Source organism: Rhizobium sp. AC27/96 (assembly GCF_001692325.1).
Lineage (GTDB): Bacteria > Pseudomonadota > Alphaproteobacteria > Rhizobiales > Rhizobiaceae > Rhizobium.
Genome location: NZ_LXKN01000058.1, coordinates 211,268 through 228,035 on the forward strand (window position 1 = coordinate 211,268; position 16,768 = coordinate 228,035).

The following is a 16,768-nucleotide window of genomic DNA, read 5'->3' on the forward strand; positions in this document are numbered from 1 at the left end:
GTGTCGGTGTTAAGTTGTTTTTTTATTGACGTTATTGGAAAATGATGGCCATGTGGATCGCGTCCTTGTAACGCCCATCTATGCGCACGGATCTACGCGCGAGACCCTCCCGGACAAAGCCGACCTTCTCATAAAGCGCTATCGCCCTGATATTGTCGGCATGGACGCTGAGTTCCACGCGCTCCATGCCGGTGTTGCGTGCGGCTTGCAGCGTCGTCTGGATCAGCCTGCGCCCAAGGCCTTGACCACGATAGGCCGGGATGATTCCCATTCCAAGGTGACCGGCATGGGCATGGGAGGGGAAGGCGTGGCGGCTGATGTCGCACCAGCCGACAACATCGCTGCCCGCCAAAGCAACGAATTGCGGATTGCCTTTCGCGATCATGCCGAGCACGAAAGCGCGCGTCTCTTCCAGCGGAAATGCTTCGAGCATCGTCAGATATTCGCGCTCGCGCGCGACGGTATCGAGCGCCTTGTGAAAGCCTTCGATGTGCTCGCTGGCGATGGGCAGGACAGTGATACCGGCGCTTGCGGTCATGGGGCAATATCTCGATGCAAATCAGGGATGTATCGAGGATAGGGATCAACCCTCGCCCTGTCTATCGCCGCATCCAGCCGACGCTCACAGATCAAGCTCCCACGTCTGGCCGTTCAATTCCGGGCCGAACATGCGGTGTTTTTCTTCCGCAACGAGCCTGAAGCCGGCCTTGATGTAGATGGCCCGTGCCGCGTCGAGAATGTCGTTGGTCCAGAGCGAAAGCCTGGTGTAGCCGGCGTCGCGCGAGAAACGGATGCATTCGTCGACCAGCAGCTTGCCGAGGCCGAGGCCGCGTGCCGTCTTGTCGACATAGAGCAACCGGAGTTTCGCGACACCATCTCCGCCATCTGCGATCATGGCCGAGCCGACGTTCAGGCCGTTGCGTTCGGCGATCCAGCAGCGTTCCTTGTCCGGATTGAAGCTGGACAGGAACTTGCCGGCGACTTCGGCGACAAGCGCCTCGAAGCGATGATCCCAGCCGAACTCCTCGGTATAGAAACGCGCCTGGCTCTGCACGATCCAGCCGATATCACCGGGCCGGGGAGAGCGGATGATTGCCGGAGAAGGCGCGCTCCGGTCAGCGCCGAGCGTCTCCAGGATCGTCTGCATCGCTTCGACGATGCGCTCGGGCTCGCCAATGGCCAGCCCATCGAAATATCCGGCAATCTGGGCGCGGGAGCGGCGGACGAATTCCTGGAATTGCACCTGTCCTTTGTCAGTGACTTTTATGACCTGGCTGCGCGCATCTTCGGGGTCGGGCGTCGTCTCGATCAGCCCGTCCTCGCGGAAGCGCTTGACGATGCGACTGAGATAGGCGGGATCGAGATGCAAGTCGCGGGTCAATGCGGAGGCGGCGACACCGCCGCGAAAGCCGACTTCGAACAGCACGCGCACGTCCGTCAGCGTATAGGGGCTGTCGAGGTAGGCCTTGTTCAGGACGCCGAGAAAATTGGTGTAGAAGCGATTGAAGTTACGGACGGCATCAATGGTCGTGAATTCGTCGGCAATGGTCATGGAACATCGTCTCCTCGGTATAAGAGACGATGTCCATTATTTATTGGACTGAGTCAAGTAACTTGGTCTTGACCTATGCGGCACAGCTGCTGCGGACACCTTCGTCGGCGAGCGCAAAATCGACAGCTGCCTGGGCATGAATGGTCGTCGTGTCGAAGCCGGGGAGGATCAAGGCATTCGGATCGAGAATGAGGCAGATCTCGGTGCAGCCGAGGATGACGCTATCGGCTCCTTCGGCCTTGGCGCGCTCGATGATAGCATTCAGCTTCCGGCGCGATTCGTCCTTGATGATGCCAGCGCAGAGTTCGTTGAAAATGATGTCGTGGGTTATCGTGCGGTCTTCAGGGCCGGGCACCATGATGGAGACGCCGTTCTCAGCCATGCGCTCGGCATAAAAGCCGTGTTCCATGGTGTAGCGCGTGGCGAGCAGCAGCGGCTTTACGCTTCCGGCGGCCTTCAGCGCGGCAGCGGTTTCGTCGATGATGTGGATCAATGGCACGGAGACGCGGGATGCGACTTCCGGCGCGATCAGGTGCATGGTGTTGGTGCAGATGAGCACGCATTCGGCGCCGGCTACCTGCAGGCGATGTGCCGCATCACCAAGGCGGGCGGCGGCGTCATCCCAACGGCCGGCCTTTTGCAAGGCGACGATCTCGGCGAAATTGACGGAGTACATCAGCACTTCGGCGGAGGAGAGGCCACCCAGCTGGTCGCGGACCATTTCGTTGATCTGGCGATAATAGACCGCCGAACTTTCGAAACTCATGCCGCCGATCAGGCCAATGGTGCGCATAATGCTGTTCTCCGCTCTTGAATGTGAATGCAGGAATAGTGCTGCGATTCACGCGCCGTGTGTTTGCAATCTTTGTGATTTTGACAATTCAATCTGCAACGATTTGCGTATTTTCGGAGTTTTGTGCAAAATTACGGCGCTCTGATGGAGATTATTGCACATGCTGGACGAACGTGACCGAAAGATTCTCGAATTTTTGCAGGGCGATGCCGGCATTTCGGTGACCGAGCTTGCCGATCGCGTCGCCCTGTCGGTCTCCGCATGCTCGCGCCGTATCCAGCGGCTGGAGGAGAGCGGTCATATCGCCAGGCGCATCGTCGTGCTCGACCGGGAGAAGATGGGAGTGCCGACGACAGTCTACGCGCTGATCAAGACGGCGCACCATGCCGACGAGTGGATCGAGGCTTTCCGCAAGGCGATCGGCGATATTCCCGAGATCGTCGAGGCGCATCGGCTCACCGGAAATCACGACTATATTCTGAAGATCGTCTTGCCCCGCGTCGAACATTATGACGTCATCTACAAGCAGCTCGTGCGCCGGGTCGAATTGTTCGACGTATCGGCGTCGATCTCGATGGAAGAGCTGAAAAGCGGTGCTTCCATTCCCGTAGGCTATGCGCAGTAGGTTCACATAGCCGCGTGCTGATTTTGCATGCCACGTCAGTCAAGGTGGCATGAGAGGGTTAAGGGCTTTCAGTTGTAGAATTACTGTCGCGGTTATCGCTTTAGGGGCTATATGCCATGCGCAACACAGACATTCAGAATTACTTCCTGCCCGGTGAAAAGCTATTGTGGCTAGGTCGACCGAAACAGGGCCTGATGTTTAGCAAGAGGGATGTGCTGCAGGTGCCGTTCTCGCTCATGTGGGGCGGCTTTGCTATTTTCTGGGAGACTATGGCTGTGCGCCAGGCCAACGCGCCGCTCTTTTTCAGATTGTGGGGCGTGCCTTTTATATTAATTGGCCTCTATCTCATCGTCGGTCGGTTTGCGCTGGATGCGTTTGTTCGCGCGAGGACCCAGTATGCGGTCAGTGATCAACGGATCATAGTCTTGCGCGAGGGCTGGTTTTCCAAACTTCTGACCATGTCGTTGGACCGGCTGCCTGCTCTGGATCTGGATCAGAAAGGCGATGGAACAGGGACAATCAGTTTTGGAAGCGATATCCAGGCCGGCTATGGCCGCCGCAATGGGCTGAGCGCCTGGACTCCGGCGCTTTCGGATGTGCCTCAATTTCTCGGCATCCGCGAGGTGCGCGACACATTCAATATCATCCAGCGGGCGCAATCGATGAAAGCATCTTGACCATCAGCGCAAGGTGGCAGCCGCAGGGGTGCCATGCATAAAAGATGATTGCCGCTCATCCTTCGCAACTCTACGTTTTCGATGAACCGTGGATATGAGGTGTTACGATGCAGGATCATCACGTTGTCGTTGTCGGAGGCGGTTTTGGCGGGTTGCAGCTCGCCAACGATCTGAAGGGCGCGCCTGTCCGCATCACGCTGATCGACCGGCGCAATCACCACCTCTTTCAGCCACTTCTCTATCAGGTCGCGACGACATTGCTTGCCACATCGGAGATCGCCTGGCCGATCCGCAGCTTCTTCAGGGATCGGCCCGAAGTCACGACGTTGCTGGCCGAGGTCGTCGGCGTCGACAGCGAGGCGCATCAGGTGCTTCTGAAGGATGGCCAGAAGATCGGCTACGATACACTGGTGCTGGCGACGGGCGCGACACACGCCTATTTCGGCCATGACGAATGGGAGCCGGTAGCACCGGGCCTGAAGACGCTGGAAGATGCCACGACCATTCGCCGACGCGTTCTCCTTGCTTTCGAGCAGGCGGAGCTGGAAACCGACCCGGCTGTCCGTGAAGCGCTACTGACTTTCGTCATCGTCGGCGCGGGTCCTACGGGGGTGGAGCTTGCCGGTATCATCTCGGAACTGGCAAGGACGACGCTGCCGAAGGAATTCCGCAATATCGACACGCGCAAGGCCAGGATCATTCTCGTTGAGGCCGGGCCGCGGGTGCTGGCTGCTTTCGCCGAGGAACTGTCCGACTATGCGCGCAAGGAGCTGGAGGTCCTCGGCGTCGAGCTCCATTTCGGCAAGCCGGTCACTTCATGCAGCGCGGAGGGGGTCGTGATCGGTGATAGCTTCGTGCCATGCCGCACCATCGTCTGGGCGGCGGGTGTGGAGGCATCGCCGGCGGCGAAATGGCTTGACATACCCGCCGATCGCGCTGGTCGTGCCGTCGTCGACAAGGAGCTGAGGGCGCCGGGCAAGGACGATATTTTTGTCATCGGCGACACGGCATTGGTCCTGCGCGAGGATGGCAGTCCGGTGCCGGGGATCGCTCCGGCCGCCAAGCAGCAGGGAGATTATGTCGCCAGGGTGATCAGGGCGAAGCTGGCCGGCAAGCCGGCGCCGGGGCCGTTTCGCTACAAGCATCAGGGCAGCCTTGCGACGATCGGCAAGAGTGCCGCGATCATCGACTTCGGCTGGATCAAATTAAAGGGATGGCTTGCCTGGTGGGTCTGGGGTCTCGCCCACATCTATTTCCTGATCGGCACCCGCTGGCGCATCGCCGTCGCCTGGAGCTGGCTGTGGATCTATATCAGCCGGCAGCACAGTGCCCGGCTGATCACGCAACGGGAAACCATGCGCGAGGATTGAAAAAGGGCAGCCGTAGTGGCTGCCCTTTCCTTATGAGTCACAATGCGGTGACGCTTACGCCAGCGATGCGATGTCGATGACGAAGCGGTAACGGACGTCGCTCTTCAGCACGCGCTCATAGGCTTCGTTGACCTGATCGATGCTGATCACCTCGATCTCCGAGGCAATGTTGTGCTTGCCGCAGAAATCCAGCATTTCCTGGGTTTCCTTGATCGAGCCGATCATCGAGCCCGAGAGGCTGCGACGGCCGGGGATCAGCGAGAAGGCATGGACCGGGACCGGATGCTCTGGCGCACCGACCACGACCATGCTGCCATCGACCTTCAAGAGGCCAAGATAGGCATTCCAGTCGAGCGCAATGCCGACCGTCATGATGAGCAGGTCGAAAGTGCCGGCGAGCGTCGTGAAGGTCTCGGCGTCGCTGGTGGCATAATAGTGGTCAGCGCCGAGACGCAGACCGTCTTCCTTCTTGGAAAGCGACTGGCTGAGAACGGTGACTTCGGCACCCATCGCATGGGCGATCTTGACGCCCATGTGACCGAGGCCGCCCATGCCGACGATTGCGACCTTCTTGCCGGGACCCGCCTTCCAGTGGTGCAGCGGCGAGTAGAGCGTGATGCCGGCGCAGAGCAGCGGTGCAGCAGCGTCGAGCGGGATATTTTCGGGGATCGAGAGGACGTAGCCTTCCTTGACGACGATCGAGTCCGAATAGCCGCCATAGGTTGGCGTCGTGCCATCGGCCTCGAAGTCGTTGTAGGTCTGAACGACGCCCGGCATGTAGTGTTCCAGGTCGAGGTCGCGGGTGGCGCAGGTCGTGCAGGAATTGACGAAGCAGCCGACGCCGACGCGGTCGCCGACCTTGAACTTGCTCACTTTCGAGCCGACGGCGCTGACGATACCGGCGATCTCATGACCGGGTACCATCGGATATTTTGCATTGCCCCATTCGTTGCGGGCCTGGTGAATGTCGGAATGGCAGATGCCGGAGAACTTGATCTCGATGACGACGTCATCCTCATTCGGCTCGCGACGTTCGAAGGTGAACGGCGTCAGCGGCTTGGAGGCGTCAGTGGCGGCATAACCCTTTGCGATAGGCATGGGAGACTTCCTTGTTTTCGGAGGAGGTGGGGTTTTCGGAGGAGGTGGGAGTGGAATTGGGATGTCCGACTATGCATCGGGAAGGGGCCACAGCGTTAGAGCGATCCTGCAAGCTTTATGTACGATCCTGCGAATCTAAATGTGCGGCCGCTCTTTTGCAGCGGACTTCCGTTACCTAGATATGCCTTGATATCCACTCGAAAACAGTTGGTTGCGAATGACACTGCCTTTCAATCCAAATCAGGAACTCGCATCCATCGTTGCTCGTTTCGCCACGGGGGATGGAGAACACCGCACCCCGATCGATGGTCTCAACCTCTATCGGCAATCGGCTGCGACGGTTTGGCAGCACGGGGCTTATCGGCCTTGCTATGCCATTGTCGTCCAGGGGCGGAAGACCCTGACTGTTGGCACCGATACCTACCACTATGGCGTCGGCGAGTATATTTTGACTGCCCTCGATCTGCCCGTATCGACCCAGGTGACCAATGTCGGCAGTGACACGCCCTATCTCTGTTTCGGCATGGCGCTGGACAGCGAGCGCCTGAAGGAACTTCTGTCACGCGTCAACATTCCAAGCCAGGCGGTGACGGCCGAGCCCTTGCGTGGCCTCGCGATCAATACGGCTTCGCCGGAATTGCTCGATGCGTCGTTGCGGCTTCTCAGATTGCTGGATCGGCCGGAAGATATTCCGGCGATGGCGCCATTGATCGAGCAGGAGATCCTTTACCGCCTGTTGACCGGCCCGAACGGTCCGCGGCTGCTGCAGGTCGCCATGGCGGAAAGCCAGAGCAACCGGGTGGCGCGTGCCATTGCCTGGCTTCGCGGCAATTTCGAACAGCCTCTGCGCATCGAGGAACTGGCCGAGCGCATCGGCATGAGCGTTTCCTCCCTGCATCATCATTTCAAGGCCGTCACGGCCATGTCGCCGATGCAGTATCAGAAGCAGCTCCGGCTGCATGAGGCGCGGCGCCTGATGATCGTCGAACAGCTCGATGTGGGTTCGGCCGGCCATCGCGTCGGCTATCAGAGCCCTTCGCAATTCAGCCGTGAATATAGCCGCCTCTATGGTCTGTCGCCGCTCAGGGATGTCGAGGCGATGCGCAACAATGCTGTCGCCGCCGAATAGGCTTAGCTGATGGGCGCGTGGCAATTGCCGCCGTTCCAGGTGTAGCTCGGAACGGCGTCTTGCGGCCCCCACAGGCCTTCGAAACGATCATATTCGGCATCGAACCTTATCGTTAGCGAGCCCATCCCATATTTGTCGAACCAGCGCAGGGTTCGTTTCCTGCCGTGCGCCGTTCCGATTTCGGAGAGAGCACCGATCGTCGTATTGCCATCGTCTTGGAAACGATAGGTGCCGGCGATATGGCCCTGTGTGTCAACCTGCAATGATGTTTCGACATCCACCAGCGATCCGGCGGAGAGGAGCTTGCCGCAATAGTGCCCAGCCGGACCGGCAGCAGGTTTTGCCGCCGAGGCCTCTGCCGTTGGCAGCCCAAGCACGACCGTCGCGAACCATATGCCTATGACACGGGCAAGCATTCCTCGTTTGCCCTTGCCGAGATGAACCGGTGCGGAGGCAAGAGGTATGGTTGAAAGGTGCGTCAATGCGGCGTTCATCACCCAGGTCCTGATGAAGAGATATCTATGCCGGCAAGCTCTAGCTGTCGTGTGCCTGCCATGACAAGCGGCTCCGATTTTTTGGCGCAGTGCAGCAACGAATTTCGCTTGACGCCTGCTTCGGGGTGCTGCATAACGCGCCACGAACCGTACCGTACGGTACGCATTTGGGAGTGGCCATCGTGCTGAGCGAAGTAGGACAGTCGAGCGAGTTTTCGCCGCGCCAGAACGCCGTTCTGGAGCAGGCGTTGCGTCTGCTCGTCGACGGCGGCGAAAAGGCGCTGACGACCTCGGGCGTCGCCCGCGCCGCCAATTGCTCCAAGGAAAGTCTCTATAAGTGGTTCGGCGACCGTGACGGTCTGCTGTCGGCAATGATCGCCTATCAGGCAAGCAAGGTGCGCACGTTCGAGCGCAATGGCGAGCGGCTGAATACGGTAAGCCTGCACGATCATCTCGTCATTTTCGCCCGCGACCTGCTGGAAGTTTTGGCGGGCGATGTTTCGCTCGCGCTGAACCGTCTGGCAATCGGCCAGTCGAACCGCGATGGCTCGAAGCTCGGCAAGCTTTTGCTGGAGCGCGGCCGCCGGCAGATCGACCGCCGAGCCAGCGGCCTGATCGATGCCGGCAAGCGGGCAGGGCTGCTGCGCTTTGCGGATGCCGACGAGGCATATCACACGCTTTACGGGCTCATCGTTTCCGATCTGCATGTTCGCATGCTGCTTGGCGAGCCCGGTTTGAAGGATTCCAGCCGTCAGGCTGAGAAGGCTGTTACGGCCTTCCTCAGGCTTTACGGTACGGAAAAGGTTTTGGCGGAAGCAGCGGCGACCGTCTGACACATCTAACTTATACCCAGACAAGCAAAGGGAAGGACAAACAATGCGCGTCTATTACGATCGTGATGCCGATCTCAACCTCATCAAGTCGAAGAAGGTCGCCGTCATCGGCTACGGTTCCCAGGGCCGCGCTCACGCGCTGAACCTGAAGGACAGCGGCGCTCAGAACGTTGCAATCGCGCTCAAGGCCGGCTCGCCGACAGTGAAGAAGGCCGAAGCCGATGGCTTCAAGGTTATGACTGTTGCCGAAGCAGCTGCCTGGGCCGACCTGATGATGATGGCAACCCCGGACGAACTGCAGGCCGACATCTACAAGGCCGATATCGCTCCGAACATCCGCGACGGCGCTGCTATCGCCTTTGCTCACGGCCTCAACGTTCACTTCGGCCTCATCGAGCCGAAGGCTTCGGTCGACGTCGTCATGATCGCTCCGAAGGGCCCGGGCCACACGGTTCGCGGCGAATACCAGAAGGGCGGCGGCGTTCCTTGCCTCGTTGCCGTTCACCAGAACGCTTCCGGCAACGCTCTTGAGCTGGCTCTCTCCTACGCCTGCGGCGTTGGCGGCGGCCGTTCGGGCATCATCGAAACCAACTTCCGCGAAGAGTGCGAAACCGACCTCTTCGGCGAACAGGTCGTTCTGTGCGGCGGTCTCGTCGAGCTGATCCGCGCCGGTTTCGAAACCCTGGTCGAAGCCGGTTACGCACCGGAAATGGCCTATTTCGAGTGCCTGCACGAAGTAAAGCTCATCGTCGACCTGATCTATGAAGGCGGCATCGCCAACATGAACTACTCGATCTCGAACACGGCAGAGTGGGGCGAATACGTCTCCGGCCCGCGCATCATCACGGCCGAAACCAAGGCTGAAATGAAGCGCGTCCTCAAGGACATTCAGACCGGCAAGTTTACCTCGGACTGGATGCAGGAATACCGTTCGGGCGCTGCCCGCTTCAAGGGTATCCGCCGCCTGAACGACAGCCACCAGATCGAAGAAGTCGGCGCCAAGCTGCGCGGCATGATGCCCTGGATCGGCAAGAACAAGCTGGTCGACAAGGCCGTCAACTAAGCTTTCGGCACTGCCGGAATAGCGGGAGGCCGGGGCGATGCTCCGGCCTTTTTCTATTTTGCGTTATCTGATAGTGCGGTCTGCTGGCGGGATGGTTGTGAATTCGCTATAGGGTTGTAATGACTTCTGCTGAAACCGATTTTGCGCGCACTGTCACCAATCTCAAGAACGGCTGGGAGGAGCTCTATGCCGCGTTTGCTGAGTATCCACCTCCCGAGGCGCTAGATGCATCGCCATTGCGCGATCCGGCGAAGATTCTGCAGGATCTGCGCTCCGCACCAATGCCGGAGTTAAGCGGCAACGCCCTGGGTGGCTACGCTATGTGGGCAATAACGACGGTGGGTGGCGTAGAGGAATACAAACATTATTTTCCGAGAATTCTGCAGCACGCTCTTTTGACTCGAGGCAGGCTGGGTTTCGCTCCGCTACAGATCCTGGCAAAGCTGGAATATGCTGACTGGTGTAAATGGCCAGCATCAGAGCGTCTTGCGATCGAGAACGTTTATCGTGCGTCTTGGGATTATGCACGCTTGCAACATCCGGATGAACTCGATGCGATGGATTGGTTTATCTGCGCAATTCGTCTCGAAAGGAATGTCAATTCCATTCTGGAGTCTTGGCTGTCCAATCTGACACCGAATTCTGCCCTGCAACTCGCTGATGTCATCAATCGTTCGGACGGGCTGCCTTATGGTCGCTCTTTTTGGGAAGACCTTGATTTGGCGACCAGGCGGACGATTTCCGATTGGCTTTGCGGCGATGGATTGCAAGCTGCCATAATAGCGGTTGTCGACGATGTAGCCGAGAGAGATATGTGGCGCATCGATTCCATCGAGGCTGCCTTGGTCTTTTTGCGCAGCACGCCCTGCCGCTAACTCGGGTTTGGAGCGGCTGGCAGGGTAAGTTTCGCCTGGGCCAGCGGAGCCGACTCCACGCGACTTTGGGTGATGAGAGCAACAATTAAGGCCGCGCCCCCCCCCTCTATTTTCGTGCGGAGACATAAAGCCATTTCGTCGGCTTGCCGTCGAAGCCGCCGCCATCTGCTTCGGTCATCACTATGTCTTTCCATCCGCCGTCGCCGAGGAGGGCCGTCAGCCATTCGGCCGAGGGATAGTTGTAGTAGCGGCCGAGGGTATCGTGCCCTTCCGCATCGCCGGCCTTGAAACTGCTGTGGAAGATGCCGCCGTCCTTCAGAGCACGCAGAATCCGGCCGAAGATATTCGGGAGGTCGGATCGCGGTACGTGAAGGAGACTGGCCTCTGCCCATATGCCATCGAACGCGGCACGGGCGTCGAGCGTCTCGAACCGCATGATCCGCACTGGCCTGCCGATCAGCTTCTCGGCTTCACTGGCAAGCTCAGCCGAACCATCCATCGGGGTGATGTCGAAGCCGCGCGACAGCATATAGGCCGCATCCTGACCGGCTCCGCAGCCCAGTTCCAGGATGGATGCACCAGCGGGAAGGGCGGCAAGAAAGGCATCGAGCCGGCTTGTCGGGAGGTTGCGTTCGCGTGCCGCATAGATGCTGGCATTGTCGGCGTAGAAGGATGATGTCGGGTCGGTGCTCATCTTGCTGGTGCTCATTCTTCTTCGGTTAGGATGCATATTACCAAGCGGAAAATGGCGGATATCCGCTATTGCTCTCTGCTGAAATAGACTACTCGGTCGAGATCCTTGAAATGAGCGTCCAGCGTCAGCACGTCAGCGTTGTGCAGTTCAGCGGTGGCGTAGATGATCGCATCGGCGAGTGCAAGTTTGTGCTTTGCCGAGATTTCCGCGGCGCGGCGGGCAAGGGCCGTATCAAGAGGTGCGATAATACAGGTGGCGGTATAGGCGAAGAAGGAATCGACCGCCTCCTCGTCACGCTCGCGTTCCAACCATTTGGCGAGTTCGAGCTGGACGATGGTCGGGACGATACATTCGGTTCGCGCTGGCATTTCGCCCTGCAGCCGATCCGCGGCCGGGCCTTGGGTCAGCCACTCGATCCAGGCGGAGCTGTCAACGACGCGCATCAGAACCGGTCTTTCCGGTCACGGTAATTGCTGGGGCTGGCGCCCTTCGCCATGCCCTTGAGGTCGGCGAGCTCAGGTACGGGAATGAGTAGCACGCCCTTTCCCTTGGGAATGAAGACGAATTCCTGCCCCGCATCCCAGTGCTGCTGATCGCGAACCTCCTTCGGGATCGATATCTGAAATTTTGAGGAGAGAGTCGCGGTGGCCATTCTTACGTTTTTCCTATCGATGGTTACTAGGTAAGAATAGCACCTGGAGATGAAAATGGGTAGGCCCGATTGAGAGCTCCAGCCCATTAGCAGCCAACCGCATATCGACCAACTCGAAGAATTGTTTGTCATCGTCTCAAACAAATTAGGTCAGCATTGTTGACTTATCTTTTGTTGCGTGATCTTGTGCTAGAAAGACCAAAAATTACGAGGAAGCCCCATGTTGAATTGGGAAAATATCTTTGCGACGCGTTCGAGCCGTATGCGCGCCTCCGAAATCCGCGAGTTGCTGAAGCTGCTGGAGCGGCCGGATATCATCTCGTTTGCCGGTGGCATTCCCGACCCTGCGCTGTTTCCGGATGCGGAATTCAAGCAGGCCTATTCTGACATTTTCTCCGGCCCGACCGTCAACGCCGCCCTGCAATATTCGGTCAGCGAAGGCTACAAGCCGCTGCGCGAATGGCTCGTTGGGCAGATGGCGGCGCTTGGTGTCCCCTGCGAACTCGAGAACGTCTTCATCGTCTCCGGCTCGCAGCAGGGTCTCGATTATCTCGGCAAGCTCTTCCTTTCGCCGAACGATACGGCGCTGGTGACGGCGCCGACCTATCTCGGCGCGCTGCAGGCATTCAATGCCTATGAGCCGACCTATGACCAGCTGACGCCGAACGGCAACCGGACGCCGGACTCCTACAGCGCCGCCGCGACCAAGGCAGGCGGTAGGGTCAAATTCGCCTATCTCTCGGCCGATTTTGCTAATCCGACCGGCGAAACGGTCGATCTGGCCGCTCGCGAGAAACTCATCGATCTCGGTGACGAACTCGACATCGCCATCATCGAAGATGCCGCCTATCAATCGCTGCGCTATGATGGCGAGGCGATCCCGCCGATCCTGGCGCTGGAAATCGCCCGCAAGGGCAATATCAACGACACGCGCACGATCTATTGCGGCAGCTTTTCCAAGACCTTGGCGCCGGGCCTTCGCGTCGGTTTCGTTGTCGCCAATGCGCCTGTTATCCGCAAGCTTGTACTGATGAAGCAGGCGGCCGACCTGCATTCCTCGACCATCAACCAGATCGCCATCCATCAGGTTGCCGAACGTGGTTTCGACGCGCAGGTTGCCAAGGTTCGCAAGACCTATAGCCACCGTCGCGACTGTATGCTGGCGGCCCTTGCCAAATACATGCCGGACGGGGTCAGCTGGACGAAACCGCAGGGCGGCATGTTCGTATGGATCACCCTGCCGAAGGGCATGGATGGCGCCAAGCTGCTGGCAAGATCGCTTGAGACTGCCAAGGTTGCCTTCGTTCCCGGTCAAGCCTTCTTTGCAGATGGCACCGGCGCCAATACGTTCCGTGTCAGCTTCTCCTGCGCCAACGATGAGATGATCGAAGAGGGCATTTCACGGCTCGGCAAACTGATTGCTGGAGAGATCGGGGCGTTGGCGGCCTGAGCCGCCACGCCGTTTTCGATTTACTTCGCCAGATGCGGGCTGATCAGCGAGAGGTTGGCCTGCTTGCCCGATCGTTGAGCCGCAGCTTTCCAGAATTTGAGCCAAAATCAGGCAGGACTTTCACTTAGCCCGGACGCTCAAACGCTCCAAACGAGCCCCGTTCCTGTTGGCCTTGCAAGCTTGTCCTGACTTCCATTCGCGGTTACTGTCCGCGCCGAGGTCTTATCTCAGGTTGCTGAACTGTCGGCTTCATGAATAAGGTGATGGATCGTAAACAAGTGATATCGATATGATATTTTTGGGTCGAGGACTAAGCAATCTTTGGGGGATTGATGCTTTACGTTTGGGGATCAGGCACTAAAACCTTGGTAGCGGCGCAAGACATCGGGGTACAACGCTGCGAGATATGTAAGGACGACCAGACATACCGCGCGATGCTGACCTACCGCTATCGCCACTTCTGGTATTTGATCCGCTTTGTGACCTCCCGCAAATATGCCGCCCACTGCAATCGATGCAACAATGGTCACGTCATTGAACGTGCCGCGATTGCCGACAAGCTTACATCCGATCCCGTACCCTTTATGGACCGGCGTGGCTGGATGGTCGGTTTGGGCGCCATCGTCGCCTTTGTTGGCCTGGCTGTGATGGTTGGCGTCCAGCATGATGGTGAGGTTGCAAAGATGCTGGCCGAACCCAAGGTCGGCGATATCTACGAGGCTGAGATCTCGAAAATATCCTCGGGTTTCAGCGATGAGCATGTTTATGGCCTTTTGCGCATTGTCGGAATTGCCGATGGCAAGGCTACCTTCGAGATTGCACATAATGGTTATGACAAGAAGAGAAGCGTCTCGAAGGATTATAATGGGGCAGCCTATAAGATTCCCGGCTATTTCGACGCGGATGACACGGCGACCTATTCGGCCGACGAATTGAAGGCGTTATACGACAAAAGCATCATCTACGATATCGATCGTCCCTGATTGCCGAACATCAGGCCTGCCACAAGCGACGAGATGGTTGAAGAAGGCATTTCACGGCTTGGCAAGTTGATCTCAGGAGAAATCGGGGTGTTGGCGGCCTGATTTACCTTTTCCCCGGCGGGGAGCAGGATGCGCTCCTAAGCTTGCCGAAGGGGCGCTGGTTGAGGGGGCGTTGCACCACTGTGGTGGACAACGAATGCCCCGTGCCACCCCCTCATCCGCCCTTTGGGCACCTTCTCCCCGAGGGGGAGAAGGAGTGTCTTACTTCGCCAGATGCGGAGCGATCAGAGAAAGGTCGGCCTCGCTGAGACGGTCGCTGGCGGTGTTGCGTTGGTGCCAATAGGGATACATCAGCGGCGGCAGGCTGACATCATCGAGCCGCTTGCGTTCCTCGTCGGTTAGCTTCAGCTCGGCGCTGGCGAGATTGTCCTTGAACTGGGCTTTCGTGCGGCCGCCGATGATGACCGAGGTGACGCCCTTGCGGCCGATGAGCCAGGCAAGCGCCACCTGGGCTGCCGAGACGCCGCGGCCATCGGCAATTTCCACCAAAGTGTCGACGATGTTCCAGAGACGGTTCTCGTCGCGGATCGGCGGTTCCGTCCAGCCGGCAAACTGGCGCGTGCCTTCCGGCGTCGCCTGGTTGCGGCGGTGCTTGCCTGACAGCAGGCCGCCGGCAATCGGGCTCCAGACGAGGATGCCGAGGCCCTGGTCGATGCTGACAGGCACCAGCTCGTTTTCGGCGTCGCGGGCTTCCAACGTATAGTGGATTTGCTGGCTGACGAAGCGTTCGCGCTTGTCGCGTTCGCTGACTGCGAGCGCCTTCATGATGTGCCAGCCGGAGAAATTCGAGCAGCCGATGTAGCGGACCTTGCCCTGACGGACCAGCGTATCGAGCGCTTCCATCGTCTCTTCCAGCGGCGTCTGGCCGTCCCATTCATGCAGCTGATAAAGATCGATAACGTCGGTCTTCATGCGCTTCAGGCTGGCCTCGCAAGCCTGGATAAGATGCTGGCGGGAGGAGCCGGCATCGTTGACGCCGGATCCCATCGGGAAGCGGGCCTTGGTGGCGATGAGCACGCCGTTCTTGCGCGGGCCACCGATGATCTCGCCGAGGATTTCTTCAGATGCTCCTTGAGAGTAGACGTCTGCCGTGTCGAGCAGGTTGACGCCGGCATCGACGCACATGTCGACAAGCTTCTTGGCGTCCTTGACGCCGAGATCGCCGACGGTCTTGGCCCAGCCAACCCCGCCGAAGGTCATGGTGCCCATGGTGATGGTGGAAACTTTGAGGCCGGAGCGGCCAAGCAGGCGATATTCCATTGATTTCTCCTCCTGGATCCCATCTTGAAATTCGGGTGTCAGGAAATAGCGCTGGGGAGAGACGGTCAAGGTCTAATCATCATACCAACGGTATCTTCTTCAAATTCAACTGTCACAATCATGTTAAGCCGCGCGTCTAGACAACCCTCCTACAACCCAGCCGAGGACATTTCATGAAGACCTTTGTTTCCGCCTTTACCGGCCTTCTGGCCGTTGCGCTTTTCTCCGGTGCTGCCAACGCCGCCGATCTCGTCCTCTACACCAGCCAGCCGAATGCCGATGCGCAGGCCACCGTCGATGGTTTCATGGCCGCCAATCCCGGCATCAAGGTCGATTGGGTTCGCGATGGCACGCCGCAGATCATCGCCAAGTTGCAGGCGGAAATGCAGGCCGGCGCACCTGCTGCCGACGTTCTCTTGATCGCTGACACGGTGACGCTGGAGCGCCTGAAGGAAGCCGGCAAGCTCTTGGCCTACAAGTCGCCGGAAGCCGCCAACTACGACGCCTCGCTCTATGATGCCGATGGCTATTACTATTCCACCAAGCTGATCACGACCGGCATCGTCTACAACACTGCCGCGTCGCTGAAGCCGGCGAGCTGGCAGGATCTGGTCAAGCCGGAAGCCAAGGGTCTCGTCGCCATGCCGAGCCCGCTGGCTTCGGGCGCTGCTCTCATTCATGCGCAGACGCTTGCCGGTGTCAGCAGCCTCGGCTGGGACTACTACAAGAACCTCGCCGACAACGGCGCTATCGCCTCTGGCGGCAACGGCGCTGTGCTCAAGGCCGTCGCCTCCGGCGAGAAGGCCTATGGCATGATTGTCGACTACATGCCGATCCGCGAAAAGGCCAAGGGTGCGCCGCTGGAATTCGTCTTCCCGACGGAAGGTGTTTCGGCCGTGACCGAGCCGGTCGGTATCCTCGCCAGCACGCAGCATGCCGATGCCGCCAAGAAGTTCGTCGATTACGTCCTGTCCGAAAAGGGTCAGGAAGGCTTCCTGAAGCTCGGCTACATCCCGGCCCGCAACGGTACGCCGCTGCCGGAAGGTTTTCCGGCACGTGACAGCATCAAGCTTTTGCCGTTGAATGCCGCCGCTGCTCTCAAGAATACGGATCAAGACCTGAAGACCTTCTCCACCTACTTCAAGTCGAAGTGATCCGGC

19 protein-coding genes are annotated in these 16,768 nt (G+C 58.8%); 10 read left to right on the plus strand and 9 right to left on the minus strand.

All coding sequences use genetic code 11. The annotated features are described in order from the left end of the window. Positions 1-31 precede the first annotated feature (31 nt). The 3 genes from A6U86_RS28780 to A6U86_RS28790 form a co-directional block, all read right to left on the minus strand. Positions 32-538: a GNAT family N-acetyltransferase gene (locus A6U86_RS28780; protein ID WP_068398643.1), complete on the minus strand. Its 507-nt coding sequence runs from the start codon at positions 536-538 to the stop codon at positions 32-34. A gap of 84 nt (positions 539-622) precedes the next feature. After that, positions 623-1,552 (minus strand): helix-turn-helix domain-containing GNAT family N-acetyltransferase, encoded by a 930-nt coding sequence (locus A6U86_RS28785; RefSeq protein WP_068398645.1) that lies wholly within the window; start codon positions 1,550-1,552, stop codon positions 623-625. Positions 1,553-1,625: 73 nt separating this feature from the next. Next, a complete protein-coding gene (locus tag A6U86_RS28790) occupies positions 1,626-2,345 on the minus strand; it encodes an aspartate/glutamate racemase family protein (RefSeq protein ID WP_068398648.1) in 720 nt (239 codons plus the stop codon). A gap of 160 nt (positions 2,346-2,505) precedes the next feature. Between A6U86_RS28790 and A6U86_RS28795 the strand changes: the two genes are divergently transcribed. From A6U86_RS28795 to A6U86_RS28805, 3 genes are all read left to right on the plus strand, one after another. Then, entirely contained in the window at positions 2,506-2,970 is a 465-nt protein-coding gene (locus A6U86_RS28795) for an Lrp/AsnC family transcriptional regulator (RefSeq protein ID WP_068398651.1), read from the plus strand. A gap of 116 nt (positions 2,971-3,086) precedes the next feature. Then, complete coding sequence (locus A6U86_RS28800; RefSeq protein ID WP_068398654.1) at positions 3,087-3,647, plus strand: PH domain-containing protein; 561 nt, start codon at positions 3,087-3,089, stop codon at positions 3,645-3,647. Between the two features lie 107 nt (positions 3,648-3,754). Beyond that, positions 3,755-5,017 (plus strand): NAD(P)/FAD-dependent oxidoreductase, encoded by a 1,263-nt coding sequence (locus A6U86_RS28805; protein ID WP_068398657.1) that lies wholly within the window; start codon positions 3,755-3,757, stop codon positions 5,015-5,017. A 54-nt stretch (positions 5,018-5,071) separates the two neighbouring features. On the opposite strand, the gene A6U86_RS28810 is transcribed toward A6U86_RS28805, so the two are convergent. Then, complete coding sequence (locus A6U86_RS28810; RefSeq protein WP_068398660.1) at positions 5,072-6,115, minus strand: NAD(P)-dependent alcohol dehydrogenase; 1,044 nt, start codon at positions 6,113-6,115, stop codon at positions 5,072-5,074. Between the two features lie 217 nt (positions 6,116-6,332). Between A6U86_RS28810 and A6U86_RS28815 the strand changes: the two genes are divergently transcribed. Continuing rightward, positions 6,333-7,244, plus strand: coding sequence for an AraC family transcriptional regulator (locus A6U86_RS28815; protein WP_068398663.1), 912 nt, complete (start codon positions 6,333-6,335; stop codon positions 7,242-7,244). A 2-nt stretch (positions 7,245-7,246) separates the two neighbouring features. Here A6U86_RS28815 and A6U86_RS28820 read toward each other — a convergent pair whose 3' ends face one another. Continuing rightward, positions 7,247-7,738, minus strand: a complete 492-nt coding sequence (locus A6U86_RS28820) for a hypothetical protein (RefSeq protein WP_141683836.1) — start codon at positions 7,736-7,738, stop codon at positions 7,247-7,249. Positions 7,739-7,920: 182 nt separating this feature from the next. On the opposite strand from A6U86_RS28820, the gene A6U86_RS28825 reads away from it, so the two are divergent. The 3 genes from A6U86_RS28825 to A6U86_RS28835 all read left to right on the plus strand — a co-directional run bounded on the left by A6U86_RS28825 (position 7,921) and on the right by A6U86_RS28835 (position 10,509). Further along, positions 7,921-8,571, plus strand: coding sequence for a TetR/AcrR family transcriptional regulator C-terminal domain-containing protein (locus A6U86_RS28825; protein ID WP_068398939.1), 651 nt, complete (start codon positions 7,921-7,923; stop codon positions 8,569-8,571). Positions 8,572-8,614: 43 nt separating this feature from the next. After that, positions 8,615-9,634, plus strand: coding sequence for a ketol-acid reductoisomerase (gene ilvC / locus A6U86_RS28830; RefSeq protein ID WP_068398665.1), 1,020 nt, complete (start codon positions 8,615-8,617; stop codon positions 9,632-9,634). A gap of 119 nt (positions 9,635-9,753) precedes the next feature. Then, on the plus strand, positions 9,754-10,509 hold the full coding sequence (locus A6U86_RS28835; RefSeq protein ID WP_068398669.1) for a hypothetical protein: 756 nt from the start codon (positions 9,754-9,756) through the stop codon (positions 10,507-10,509). Between the two features lie 106 nt (positions 10,510-10,615). Here the strand turns inward: A6U86_RS28835 and A6U86_RS28840 are convergent, their stop codons facing one another. The 3 genes from A6U86_RS28840 to A6U86_RS28850 all read right to left on the minus strand — a co-directional run bounded on the left by A6U86_RS28840 (position 10,616) and on the right by A6U86_RS28850 (position 11,855). Next, positions 10,616-11,203: a bifunctional 2-polyprenyl-6-hydroxyphenol methylase/3-demethylubiquinol 3-O-methyltransferase UbiG gene (locus tag A6U86_RS28840; protein ID WP_068398940.1), complete on the minus strand. Its 588-nt coding sequence runs from the start codon at positions 11,201-11,203 to the stop codon at positions 10,616-10,618. 65 nt (positions 11,204-11,268) lie between these two features. Then, a complete protein-coding gene (locus A6U86_RS28845) occupies positions 11,269-11,646 on the minus strand; it encodes a type II toxin-antitoxin system VapC family toxin (protein ID WP_068398672.1) in 378 nt (125 codons plus the stop codon). Next, complete coding sequence (locus tag A6U86_RS28850; RefSeq protein WP_068398945.1) at positions 11,646-11,855, minus strand: AbrB/MazE/SpoVT family DNA-binding domain-containing protein; 210 nt, start codon at positions 11,853-11,855, stop codon at positions 11,646-11,648. Before A6U86_RS28850 ends, A6U86_RS28845 begins: the two co-directional genes overlap by 1 nt. A 220-nt stretch (positions 11,856-12,075) precedes the next feature. On the opposite strand from A6U86_RS28850, the gene A6U86_RS28855 reads away from it, so the two are divergent. Both A6U86_RS28855 and A6U86_RS28860 read left to right on the plus strand, forming a co-directional pair. Then, on the plus strand, positions 12,076-13,305 hold the full coding sequence (locus tag A6U86_RS28855) for a PLP-dependent aminotransferase family protein (RefSeq protein WP_068398675.1): 1,230 nt from the start codon (positions 12,076-12,078) through the stop codon (positions 13,303-13,305). A 434-nt stretch (positions 13,306-13,739) separates the two neighbouring features. After that, the gene (locus tag A6U86_RS28860) at positions 13,740-14,288 is read left to right on the plus strand and encodes a hypothetical protein (protein WP_068398677.1); all 549 of its coding nucleotides are present in this window, start codon (positions 13,740-13,742) and stop codon (positions 14,286-14,288) included. A gap of 261 nt (positions 14,289-14,549) precedes the next feature. On the opposite strand, the gene A6U86_RS28865 is transcribed toward A6U86_RS28860, so the two are convergent. After that, complete coding sequence (locus tag A6U86_RS28865) at positions 14,550-15,608, minus strand: aldo/keto reductase (protein ID WP_068398680.1); 1,059 nt, start codon at positions 15,606-15,608, stop codon at positions 14,550-14,552. A 173-nt stretch (positions 15,609-15,781) separates the two neighbouring features. Between A6U86_RS28865 and A6U86_RS28870 the strand changes: the two genes are divergently transcribed. Further along, on the plus strand, positions 15,782-16,762 hold the full coding sequence (locus A6U86_RS28870; RefSeq protein ID WP_068398683.1) for an ABC transporter substrate-binding protein: 981 nt from the start codon (positions 15,782-15,784) through the stop codon (positions 16,760-16,762). The last annotated feature ends 6 nt before the right edge of the window (positions 16,763-16,768 follow it).

Bases quoted from the DNA above. Each gene is read 5' to 3' on its own strand.
- A6U86_RS28780 (WP_068398643.1), bottom strand. From the start codon at position 538: ATGACCGCAAGCGCCGGTATCACTGTCCTGCCCATCGCCAGCGAGCAC.
- A6U86_RS28785 (WP_068398645.1), bottom strand. From the start codon at position 1,552: ATGACCATTGCCGACGAATTCACGACCATTGATGCCGTCCGTAACTTC.
- A6U86_RS28790 (WP_068398648.1), bottom strand. From the start codon at position 2,345: ATGCGCACCATTGGCCTGATCGGCGGCATGAGTTTCGAAAGTTCGGCG.
- A6U86_RS28795 (WP_068398651.1), top strand. From the start codon at position 2,506: ATGCTGGACGAACGTGACCGAAAGATTCTCGAATTTTTGCAGGGCGAT.
- A6U86_RS28800 (WP_068398654.1), top strand. From the start codon at position 3,087: ATGCGCAACACAGACATTCAGAATTACTTCCTGCCCGGTGAAAAGCTA.
- A6U86_RS28805 (WP_068398657.1), top strand. From the start codon at position 3,755: ATGCAGGATCATCACGTTGTCGTTGTCGGAGGCGGTTTTGGCGGGTTG.
- A6U86_RS28810 (WP_068398660.1), bottom strand. From the start codon at position 6,115: ATGCCTATCGCAAAGGGTTATGCCGCCACTGACGCCTCCAAGCCGCTG.
- A6U86_RS28815 (WP_068398663.1), top strand. From the start codon at position 6,333: ATGACACTGCCTTTCAATCCAAATCAGGAACTCGCATCCATCGTTGCT.
- A6U86_RS28820 (WP_141683836.1), bottom strand. From the start codon at position 7,738: ATGAACGCCGCATTGACGCACCTTTCAACCATACCTCTTGCCTCCGCA.
- ilvC (WP_068398665.1), top strand. From the start codon at position 8,615: ATGCGCGTCTATTACGATCGTGATGCCGATCTCAACCTCATCAAGTCG.
- A6U86_RS28835 (WP_068398669.1), top strand. From the start codon at position 9,754: ATGACTTCTGCTGAAACCGATTTTGCGCGCACTGTCACCAATCTCAAG.
- A6U86_RS28840 (WP_068398940.1), bottom strand. From the start codon at position 11,203: ATGAGCACCGACCCGACATCATCCTTCTACGCCGACAATGCCAGCATC.
- A6U86_RS28845 (WP_068398672.1), bottom strand. From the start codon at position 11,646: ATGCGCGTCGTTGACAGCTCCGCCTGGATCGAGTGGCTGACCCAAGGC.
- A6U86_RS28850 (WP_068398945.1), bottom strand. From the start codon at position 11,855: ATGGCCACCGCGACTCTCTCCTCAAAATTTCAGATATCGATCCCGAAG.
- A6U86_RS28855 (WP_068398675.1), top strand. From the start codon at position 12,076: ATGTTGAATTGGGAAAATATCTTTGCGACGCGTTCGAGCCGTATGCGC.
- A6U86_RS28860 (WP_068398677.1), top strand. From the start codon at position 13,740: ATGCTGACCTACCGCTATCGCCACTTCTGGTATTTGATCCGCTTTGTG.
- A6U86_RS28865 (WP_068398680.1), bottom strand. From the start codon at position 15,608: ATGGAATATCGCCTGCTTGGCCGCTCCGGCCTCAAAGTTTCCACCATC.
- A6U86_RS28870 (WP_068398683.1), top strand. From the start codon at position 15,782: ATGAAGACCTTTGTTTCCGCCTTTACCGGCCTTCTGGCCGTTGCGCTT.